Consider the following 11235-nt stretch of genomic DNA (forward strand, 5'->3'; position numbering starts at 1 on the left):
ATTTTATCTATTATTTGAAGTCATACAATATGTATCCCCCGTAAATTGTATTCTTCATATATACATTTTAGATAATCTGTGGCTATATTGATACCTTCTTTTGTGCATAATTATCCTTAAAAATGAACTATTAACTGGTATATTCCTTATTTTTTATAAATTCCGTAGGTGAGGTCTTAGTATAACGTTTAAAAACTAAGCAAAAATGCTTATAATCTGAAAATCCCGTCATATCTGATACTTGATAAACACGGTAAATTCCTTCATTAAGAAGTTTTATTGCCTGCTGTACCCGGTACATATTCAAAAAGTCAAGATAGGTATGTCCCGTTTCTTCCTTGAACTTCCTGCTAAGATAACTGGAACTTACCTCTAATTCCTCTGAAATACTTTCAATACTTATCTTTTCTATATAACGTTCTTTAATGAAATCTATTGTTTTCTTAACATAAGGATTCTTATAGGCATCACCGGAAGAAAGCAGTTCAATGTCCATCCCCTGATTTTTCTGCCGGAATACCAGTTCCTTTTCCTTCTCATGCTTTATTTCAGCTTGCAGTTTACACATAACTTCTTTTAATTCATCTACATCAACCGGCTTCATAAGATAATCATATGCTTTTAATTCAATCGCCTCTTTTGCATAATCAAACTCCGCGTAGCTTGTGAGAATTACACTTTTAAACCGGACTTCTTCCCTGGCCCGGCGAATCATTTCAAGTCCATTTACTTTTGGCATCATAATGTCTGCAAGCACCACATCCGGTTTCAATTCTTTGATTTTTTCAATTCCCTCTTCACCGTTTGCCGCTTCCCCCACCAGTACATATCCTATGCTTAACCAATCAATGGTATAGGCTAACCCCTTCCTGATAATATCCTCATCTTCCGCTATTAGTACCTTAAGCATAATCTTTTACCTTCTTTCTCCATATAATACAATGCAGCTACAACTCAGAGCTCATGTGAACAGGAAGCGTCAAAGTTACAACTGTTCCCTCTCCCAATTTACTTTCTAAAGTAACTCCATAATCCCCGTGATACATTAATTGTATTCTTCGATGTATATTGTAAATACCATGATGATTTGTTCTATTTACCGGAAGCAGAAGGTTTTCTCTGATCTGCTTTAACATGTCTTCTTTAATTCCACCACCACTATCTCTGCAAATAAAAATTAAATTTCCATCCTTTTCAAATCCCTTAATGGTAACATGTAGTGAATCTCCTTCTGCATATCCATATTTAACGGCATTTTCAATAAGTGTTTGCATCATTAGTTTAGGAATTAAATATTTCTTGACCTTTTCTTCTATATCAATATCATAAGTAAATCTTCTGTTAAACCTTATTTTTAGAATAGTAAGATAACTTTCTGTATATCGCATATCTTCTTCAACTTGAATTTCTTCCTCTGCATCACTGATACTGTATCGAAGCAGTGTTGATAAAGCAATGATCATTTTATCCGAAGCTTCCGGATCAATCTTACTCATAAAGCGTATGTTATCTAGCGTATTAAAAAGAAAATGAGGATTAAACTGAGCCTCCAGTTGTTTTACCTGGGCAAATGCGGCATGTTTGGTCAGCTCCTTATTTTCTTTAATATTATTTTTTAAGCCATCAAGCATTAAGTTATATGCTTCACCGATTTCCTTAAATTCAACACTACTGTGAATATCCAGATAACGTTCCAAATTACCTTTCTTAACCTGTTCAAATGCCTCGGCTATTTTATATATATCCCTTGTACTCTTTTTAGCAACTTTTCTACTGATAAAATAGGTAATTATAATAATTGCGGCAAATATAAACAGAATGAACATGCTCATAGTATAAAACATTCTTGATTCCATATCATGGCTTGTAATGGTGTACACCTGTAAGTTATCCTTGTATACCTTACTTTGGGACAGATAATATCCTTTATCCTGATACTGAATAAATCCCTGGGAATATTCCTGTTCTCTTGCAAAGCGCCCTAAGGTATCCTGAAAAGCATAATTATTAGTGAGATAGATCCACCCATTAGCATCTGTAATAACCGTTTGCGGTGATACCTGTGCCAACAATAACCGAAATTCATCTGCAGGAATCGTCACTACGATATAGCCTGCCAGTTCTCCTTGTTTTTGTATTCCTGTACCAATGCACAGAATCCGCCCTTCATCTGTTGCAAGCTTTATGGAAATATCCTGAGGTTTTTCGCGAATTTCTCGAATGACGCCCCAATCATAACAAGAATTATCTATTAAAAAACCGGGCATATGATTATAATCGGATAGAAGGGAATTCAGATCCTTATCTAAAATATACAGGTTTGCAGAATATCCCGTTTCTGCAAAAAGATTATACATGGATCTTCTTATTTCTACCAGCTTATTTGTATCAATCGGATCCGCAGTTAACGTTATATCCTTTGATAAACTCAATGCTTCACTTACATAGATATCCACAACCTCTTGCAATACATTGCTTACCTTGGCATTGGCTGCGCGGTTTGTGGTAGAAACACTATATTGCCATATTCCCAGGATTAGACCCATACATAAACAGGCTATCAGGAAAGCCGGTATAATTGCATATAAGATAAACATATGCCTTATATTATCACTAAAGAATCTTATTCTTTTTCTTTTCATATTAGCTCCCATTGCATGCTGCGTCTGCTTGCAGATCCAGCACTGTCACAAATCAAGGTATGAATTATACGTCTCAATAATTCACATTAACTCCATTATGCATCCTAGATTACCAATGAAACTTATATATGCGTTTCTTATCTCTTATTCTTCATTAATATCTAAAAATATTTCTTTGAATTTTTGTATCCATTCTTTTTTCTTTTCATAAACCAGTTCACGATCTGCATGAATAATTGTAATCTCATCCTTTGTCTTAAGATACTTTGGAATCTTTACATCCACGCGAACCGACCGCCTGTTAAGTTCTGTGGTTATCATGGTCTGAACTCCATATCCGGTAGCATAATCAATAAATGTCCGGGCATTTTGAGGGTGGGGTGAATTCTTTACAATTGTAACGCAGTCAGGTGTAGATAAGACTCCTTCTTCCATATATACAATTTTTATATGTTCACCATTCGCCACCAAAGCGGCAGCAGCTTCTTCAAATATAAGCCCCACAACAAATTCACCATTCTCAACACCCTTGTAAACTTCTGTTGAACTTTTCAACAGATTTCCGCCTAAATTCTCACAAAAGAGTTTTGCATAATCCCAGCCTTCCTCCGGATTACCGTCACCCATTGTATATAACATATTGATAAGATGTTCAAAAGCAGAGGAAGATACGGCAGGACTGCAGTAAGCTATCTTACCTTTTAATTCAGGATTTAGTAAATCCTTATATCCATTAATTTTTATATTTCCTACTAAATCTGCATTAACCATTAAGACACTGGGTACATCAGAAAACTTAGTAAACATTCCTTCTTTATTCCTGAATTCTTCCTGAATGACATCTTCGTTGGCACAAGAGTACTCCTCAAACAAATACATCTGAGGTTTTAATGTAGCCAAAGTTCCGCCCCATAGTATATCTGCTTTCGGGTTATCCTGTTCCTCTTCAATTCTTTCGATTAATTGCCCGGTTCCACCACTGACAACTGTTACCAGTATTCCTGTCCTGGATTCAAATTCTTCAATTAACGGTTTGAGAAAATCCAAAGGGTGGGAACTGTAAATCACTAATTCCTCCCGTTCATTCTCGCTGTTTTGTATATTGAGATTTCTTTTTGATATTGTATATCCAATTAAAAGTATGACAAAGAATGACAGTATAATCGTAATTATTATTTTACGTTTCATAGCAGTCCTCCAATTATTCTACTGTCGTTTATGAAATATAGATAAGCTTAATAGATACAAATGAAAATACATTATATTCATAATAGATTGGTGTTTTTTGTGTATTTTAACAGTTATATATTAATACAAGCGCTTTCCTTTTTTATTTTAACATAAAAATGCTTAAAAGGTAAGTACAAATACTGCATTTTATACAATTCGGTATTTTATATCCGTATTTAATTATATCAAATCAGTAATTATTTATTAACAAAAAGAAAGCAGAAAGTATCAACAACTGATTATTTTCTGCTTTTTAAGTGATAGAATATGAGTTCTAAATTTCTAACGATGGTAGAATAAATTATTCCCCTAAGCCATTTTCAATACTTGATATAATTGCGCTGAGATCTTCTTTTTCCGTATCTCCAGTACACTCTACAGTAATTTCAGTACCGCATTTTATTGCCGCAGCCATTAAATTTAATATACTTTTGGGATTTACTTTCCTTTCTCCCACTTTAATTGTTACATCCGAATTGCATTTCATAGCTGTTTTGGCCAGTTCACTGGCTGGTCTTGCGTGAAGACCAGATTTGTTTTTTACTATAACTTTCTTACTAACCATATCATCACCTCTTATTTAATTATCTCCAAAATGCTCAAATAATATATTCTCTGCTTCACTATTCCATAGACCTCTATGTTTTTTACAAGACTCTGATAATTTTTTAAATAGTGGATCTGTTTCACCCAGTTTTTCAAAATCATCAATTGCAGTTAAAGGCATGTTGAACTGGGTATAAGTTAATTTCTTCCCTCCCGGTATATCCGGTAAATTAATGGTGGCCTCCGCAATGCTGTCTATGCCTCCTATATGAGTTACCATAACTGCAGGTTCAATTAATTTCTTACCGGACAGATAAAGGGCCTCTTTTAAATCTTCTGTATTACCGCCAGTTGTGCCCATAATATGTGTACTGGTATAATGGGCATTATATAGATTTATTTCTGCCTTAAATTCATTATTTGTAGGGCCCGCAAAGAAATTCATGCAGCCATCAAAGGCTAAAAGCCGATCTCCCATTTCAGCTACTTCACGAATAGGAATATACACAAACACATCATCATAGCCGTGACCACCTGTTAGTTCCATTAATTCTGACACCGCATCCTTCATAGTTGCTGTATTTACATAGATCAGTTCAATACCTTTTGCAGCAGCTGTTTCTTCGGATATTACTTCCTTCGCCCTTTTTATTTTTTCATCGCTTATGTCTGTAATCACCAGGCACTTGGGCTTATTCTCCATAATTAAGCCATAGCTTACGGCCCCAAGTCCCATTGGACCGCAACCGCCTAAAACTAATATATTACCGTCTGTTTTCGTACCCATAGCATGATTATAATTTTGTTTATTGGTATGATAGTTGGCATGATAACCGCCTATAATACAACTCATAGGTTCACCAAGAGAAGCTTCGAAATAGCTATCCCCATCATAATTCAACAAACAACCTAATTCCATAACTTCATGAGGAATGATGCAATAGGTACAAGCGCCTCCAAAGTATTCGTAGGAATAACCCGGTGATGCTAAACTGCCTTTATAATTAAGCGCCGGCTGCAAAGCAAATTTTTGTCCGGGTTTAAATTGATCCTGCCATTTAGAACCGACTTTCACAATATCGCCGGCAAATTCATGACCAATGATAATTGGATTGGTATCTATATTTTGAGGTGCTCTTTTATGTTTCTTCCCCTGCTTTACTAATTTGTATGTAGACATACAGATACTGTCGCTGATTACCTTTACTAATATCTCATCTTCTTTTATATCTGGTAATTCGAATTCTTCTAAACGTAAATCGTCCATTCCATACATTCTTACTGCTTTTGTTTTCATGGTCCATCTCCTGCCTTTCTTTTTTTCTCCATTAAGTAATAAAACACAGATAGAGTATACATAATATTATTATGTTAACTAAATTTTGAAAAAATTAAACCAAGGTAATAATAAAGAAATAATTACCAATTCATTTTAAATTAATTTGTGTATTATTTTTATACTGTAAATTTTAATAATTACAATTGGATTACTTTAACTCTTTCCATTAACTCATCCACCAATTCTCTTTTCGGTGGTTTCGTACCTTTTGTTGTAACAGCTCCTGCCGATGCAGCCATACTTAGTTTCACACATTTCTCTAAGTCAAGACCCTGATCTAATCCATATGCCAAGGCGGCAACCATAGCATCACCAGCGCCAACAGTAGAATGTGCTTCTACTTTTAAACCGGGACATTTTAACTTTTGTTCCTTTGTTAAGAAAAGTGCCCCCATCTGTCCAAGGGATATGGTTACCATATGGATACCTTTATCCAATAGTTTATTTCCCATATCCAATAGTTCCTTTTCATCGGCACGGTAATCCATCTTAAAATATTTCTCTATTTCATGGCGGTTTGGTTTAATAATATCCGGCTTTACTTCAATGGCATTTATAAATAACTCCCCGTCTGCATCCAGGAATACCTTAGCTCCTTTTTCTTTTACTTTCTTTATTAATGTTTTATATATAGAAGTATCTACTCCATTTGGAATACTTCCTGCAAAAACGAATAAGGTATCTTCTTTCGCGTAATTTATCAGCTTTTCTGTTAATTCATCTAATTCCTCTTTATGAATAACAGGTCCGGGTTCATTTAGTTCTGTAACTAAACCGTTGGATTCAACTACTTTCAGATTCGTTCTGACTTCATTTTTGATGACCACAAAATCAGCTTGAATTCCCAGTTCTGACAGAGCCTTTTCAATAAGTACACCGCCGCTTCCCCCTATAAATCCGGTAGCAATGGTTTCTCCCCCAAGCTCACGAATGGTCTTTGATACATTAATTCCCTTCCCCCCAGCATCCATAATTACACCGGATAATCTATTTAAACCACCATGTTCAAAATGCGCCAGATCAGCGGTCTTATCAATGGCAGGATTCATCGTAACAGTTATAATCATCTCTTTTTATTCCTTTCCCATAAAGATATTATAAATCGTATCTACATCGCTAAGGATTAATTGCTTAACCGCTTCCATGTCTGACAATTTCTCTGCTATATTAGCCAGAATGTTCAGGTGCTCATCTCCCACAGCAGCGATACCGATTACAACATACATAGGCTCATCATCCCACATAGTTCCTTCTGGAAATACCATAACTGACAGGCCAGATGCTTTTATGTCTTGTTTTGCAGCTTCTACACCGTGGGGAATTGCGATTCCATTACCGATATTGGTAGAGAAGGTTTTTTCCCTTTCCAACATGCCATCAATATAGCTTTTTTCTACATAACCACTGTTATACAGCAACATTCCAGCCTCACGTATTACCTCATCTTTTTCTTTTGGTTTACATCCTAATATGATATTTTTTTTCTGAAGCAGCTCCATTTTGTCATTCCTTCCTTATGCAATAAATCTTATTTTTTAAACGGTTTCTAAATATTGATTAAAATATTTTTTTAGCTCCTTGGATATAAAATTTCTTATTTTTTCTTTCTCACCGGTAAATATTACACCTAAGAATTCATTGTCTTCAATCAACCGGCTGCTTAAAAATCCAAGAATTGCTCCGTTTTCTTTTGTATGCTCATCATCCGGTATTAACATAATAATTACGGTATGCACCGATTTTAAATAAGGCTCTTTAAATTCTTTTAAGTCTTTCGTCAGACATACTGAAAAGCTTGGTTTTATAACTCCTTTTGTTCTGGAATGCAACAAAGCAAAATCGTATTCCGGTATTACCTGAGTTGCAATTTTTTCTCTTTTTTTAATATCTTCCTGAATCATCAGGCGTTTATTATTATAAGAGGCTATTTTTTCTGTTACCGCCACTAGCAGTTCATCAAAAGAGATATCATTATTTACCTTAATACATTCAAATTCTTTAATAATATGTTTGATTTGGGTTATGGTAAAATTAACTTGTTCTAATTGTCTGCTAAATTCCGTAGTGGCCATATTCTTTTTAGGGGTTTTTGCATACTTTCTCACCTTTGCATCAATTTGTTCTAGATCTTTTTCAATTAACAAAGGACTGACTTTAACAATATCAGTCTCCATATTATCTAAAGTAATGCTGGATATTAAGAAGTCTAATTTACCAAGAATCAAAGGGTTTAAATCTTCTTTCCCATAAGTTGTAATATCCGCCCGCTCTTTTAAGAAACGGTTTAACTTAGAAAGCATTAGTCTGGATATTCCAATTCCACTGGCACAAACAATACCGATATTTACTTTACGCTTACTTTCCTTTTGATTTTCCAACCGAACTACAGCGGCTCCAAAATGCATGGACAAAAATCCAATTTCTTCTTCGGGCACCTTACATTTTAATTTCGTTTCAATTAATTTACCTACTTTTAAACACCTCTGAAAAATATCAGAATAAGTTTCTTTTATTTGTTTCAATAATGGATTGGAGATCATCATATGATTTTTTAAACGAACAAAAGTAGGCTGCAAATGTGCCAGTAAACCGGCTATAAATTCTTCGTCCTGTTTTAATTCATAGCTTAAAGCTTCATCATAAGCATCAATCATACTATTAATAAAGCTTAATAATTCTTCTCTTTCTGATTGATTTTCCATTCCTTCTCCATCGATATACTGCAATTTGGAGCCTTTAATATGAAGGAAGATATAAGCGATTTCTATATCCGGTATCTCAATTTGAAATTCTTCTTCCAGAGAATTAGCTATATACAAGGCTAAATCATAGTCATCGTCTTTATGCAGTTTATCGATTAAATCCTCATTGGGTTCAATAATTTCATGTTGCAAAATCCGGCTGACTGCAATAGTTATATGCAACAGTAACCCGATGTAGGAAGTATCCGTTAACCGTAGTATTCTTTTATCGCGTATACTTAAAAAACAGATCACTACCCGTTTTAATATGTCTTCGTCCAGTAAGTTGTATATATTTTCTTCTTCCCTGTTTCTTATTACATCAATAACTGTTCTATTTTTTTCATCAATAAGATTTCTGAATATCTTATTATCCATGTTTTCATCTATAAATTTCCGTAAAGCAATGCGATAATTCTTTTCACTGCCTTCTAATGCAACTCCATAACCTGGCTTGCGAATCAGTTTCAAGTTGCATTGTTCAAACCAGGTTTGGATTGCTTCCATATCATTACTAATAGTTGCTTCACTTACACCAAAGATATTTCCATAATAATATAACTTTTTAGGAGAAAGATCCTTTAATATTTCTAGAATCAATAGCTTTCGGCGTTCTTCTATATCACCGGAGTCTATCATATCCTCTTCCTCTAATTTGGATAACAAGGACTCCTTATTATCCGAATCACCTTCCAGCCAAATACCAATTCCTGTCTTGGATTGCAGGGAAAGACCATATTTACTTAAAGAAACATCCACGTCTTCCAGCTCTCTTTGAACGGTACGCTTACTCACTTTAATTTCATCTGCAAGTTTTTGGACAGAAATAATCTGATTCTCTTTAAGCATAATGAACAATATTTGCCGAAGTCTTGGTGATAAAGTCATGGTCTTCCTCCTTATACTATTTTGGTCTGCCATTCTGATTTTGCTTCTTTATTCTAATCTGGATTTTTGTTCTGATTTGGATCTTTGTTCTAATTTGGTTCTTAGTTCTGATTTGGTTCTGTTACATGTTCCTATTTTCTGTTTTTCAACTCCGTCACTAACTCATCATATTCAGGAGCTGACAGGAAATTATGAATCAATACTAACTTTGCATTAGGATTACTATGGGAAGCACGTTCCCTTAATTCAGAATGCGTTACCACAATCTGCGCATTTTCCGGAATGGAGGATACAGATGAATGGACTACATTAATATGCCCTAATCCTGCAGCCACCAATTTCTTACGAAGTACCGTTGCTCCCATTGCACTGGAACCCATACCCGCATCGCATGCAAATACAATGTTTTCTATAACACCTAATTCTTTGGTTATTGCAGCTTCCGATGAGCCATCTGCAGCTTTTCCAGGAGCAGTTACGGATGTAATTCCTTTTGATGCTAATTTCATATCTTTCACTGCTTCTTTACTTGTTTCCAGATTTCCTTCTTTTCCAAATATCTTTAATAATGGTACTGCAACTACAAAGGACACTGCAGTAGATATTATAATTCCTAATATAACACCCACATGACTTCCTATCGGTGTTAATGGAAGAATAGCTAAAATACTTCCTGGTGATGCCGGAGAAGTTAATGCACCGCCTAATAAATTAAGAGTAAATATACCGCTTGCTCCACCAGCAATTGCAGCTAGTAATAAGGTAGGATTCATTAATATGTAAGGAAAATATATTTCATGAATACCGCCTAGAAAATGTATAATAATTGCGCCAGGTGCTGAGTTTTTTGCATCTCCTTTACCAACCAGACAATATGCTAACAAAATTCCAAGACCAGGTCCGGGATTGGCTTCCAACAAGAAGAATATAGATTTTCCTACTTCCTTGACCTGTTCCATTCCCATTGGTGAAAGTATACCATGATTCACCGCATTATTTAAGAATAAAACTTTTGCCGGTTCAATAAATATACTGGCAAGTGGAAGTATTCCATGGCTTACGAAGAAATCAACGCCGGATTCCATTACTGAATTTAATATTTGTACGATTGGGCTAATACCGGTTAATGCAATTAAAGCCAAGATTGCACCTATAATACCAAGGGAGAAGTTATTTACCAGCATTTCAAAACCCGCTTTTACTTTACCCTCAAATAATTTATCAAATCGTTTAATAATCCATCCGCTTAAAGGTCCCATAATCATGGCGCCTAAAAACATTGGTACATCTGCTCCAACAATTACACCCATAGTAGCTATGGCACCAATAACGCCACCTCTATGACCAGCCACCATTTTACCGCCTGTAAATCCAATTAATAAAGTTAACAAATAGGTAGACATTGGACCAACTAATGCTCCAAATTTTTCATTTGGCACCCAGCCTGTTGGTATAAAAAAAGCAGTAATAAGTCCCCATGCTATAAATGCCCCAATATTAGGCATTATCATACCGCTTAAGAATCTTCCAAATACCTGAATTCTTTCTTTCATTACATACCCTCTCTTCTGGTTTTATTCCGAAGAAACGATCGGCCAATCATCTTCATGTTTCCATTATACTAGGTAACACGGGGTTTATACAACTTGAAGTAATATTAATTTGGCACTATACGTTAATGACATAATTAAAAAGTTATCGCAGTAGGACGCTTTGCTTGAGGGTTGTAGAGAACTCAGAAAGTGTTACTGGGGCTTTCATAATGCCTTAATTTATATTTTTGTAAGGATAACGTGGTGTATAGGATAAATTTTGCTACCGCAGATGCTTTGCATCTGTTACCCTCGTG

9 protein-coding genes are annotated in these 11235 nt (G+C 35.1%); all 9 read right to left on the reverse strand.

The features are described 5' to 3' along the window. Window positions 1–130 precede the first annotated feature (130 nt). Window positions 131–910 carry a response regulator transcription factor gene (locus RT261_RS17300; protein ID WP_313134338.1) on the reverse strand — a complete coding sequence of 260 codons (780 nt, stop codon included), beginning with the start codon at window positions 908–910 and terminating at the stop codon, window positions 131–133. Window positions 911–947: 37 nt separating this feature from the next. Beyond that, on the reverse strand, window positions 948–2642 hold the full coding sequence (locus RT261_RS17305) for a sensor histidine kinase (RefSeq protein ID WP_313134339.1): 1695 nt from the start codon (window positions 2640–2642) through the stop codon (window positions 948–950). A gap of 144 nt (window positions 2643–2786) precedes the next feature. After that, the gene (locus RT261_RS17310) at window positions 2787–3830 is read right to left on the reverse strand and encodes an extracellular solute-binding protein (protein ID WP_313134340.1); all 1044 of its coding nucleotides are present in this window, start codon (window positions 3828–3830) and stop codon (window positions 2787–2789) included. Window positions 3831–4173: 343 nt separating this feature from the next. After that, on the reverse strand, window positions 4174–4437 hold the full coding sequence (locus RT261_RS17315) for an HPr family phosphocarrier protein (RefSeq protein WP_313134341.1): 264 nt from the start codon (window positions 4435–4437) through the stop codon (window positions 4174–4176). A gap of 15 nt (window positions 4438–4452) precedes the next feature. Beyond that, on the reverse strand, window positions 4453–5715 hold the full coding sequence (locus RT261_RS17320) for a zinc-binding dehydrogenase (RefSeq protein WP_313134343.1): 1263 nt from the start codon (window positions 5713–5715) through the stop codon (window positions 4453–4455). Window positions 5716–5894: 179 nt separating this feature from the next. Next, on the reverse strand, window positions 5895–6824 hold the full coding sequence (gene pfkB, locus RT261_RS17325) for a 1-phosphofructokinase (RefSeq protein WP_313134344.1): 930 nt from the start codon (window positions 6822–6824) through the stop codon (window positions 5895–5897). A gap of 6 nt (window positions 6825–6830) precedes the next feature. Beyond that, the gene (locus RT261_RS17330) at window positions 6831–7256 is read right to left on the reverse strand and encodes a PTS sugar transporter subunit IIA (protein ID WP_313134345.1); all 426 of its coding nucleotides are present in this window, start codon (window positions 7254–7256) and stop codon (window positions 6831–6833) included. Window positions 7257–7292: 36 nt separating this feature from the next. Further along, window positions 7293–9386: a BglG family transcription antiterminator gene (locus RT261_RS17335; RefSeq protein WP_313134346.1), complete on the reverse strand. Its 2094-nt coding sequence runs from the start codon at window positions 9384–9386 to the stop codon at window positions 7293–7295. A gap of 131 nt (window positions 9387–9517) precedes the next feature. Continuing rightward, complete coding sequence (locus RT261_RS17340) at window positions 9518–10939, reverse strand: PTS mannitol transporter subunit IICB (protein WP_313134347.1); 1422 nt, start codon at window positions 10937–10939, stop codon at window positions 9518–9520. Between the last annotated feature and the right edge of the window lie 296 nt (window positions 10940–11235).

It is taken from the genome of Anaerocolumna sp., from assembly GCF_032079385.1.
GTDB lineage: Bacteria > Bacillota > Clostridia > Lachnospirales > Lachnospiraceae > Anaerocolumna.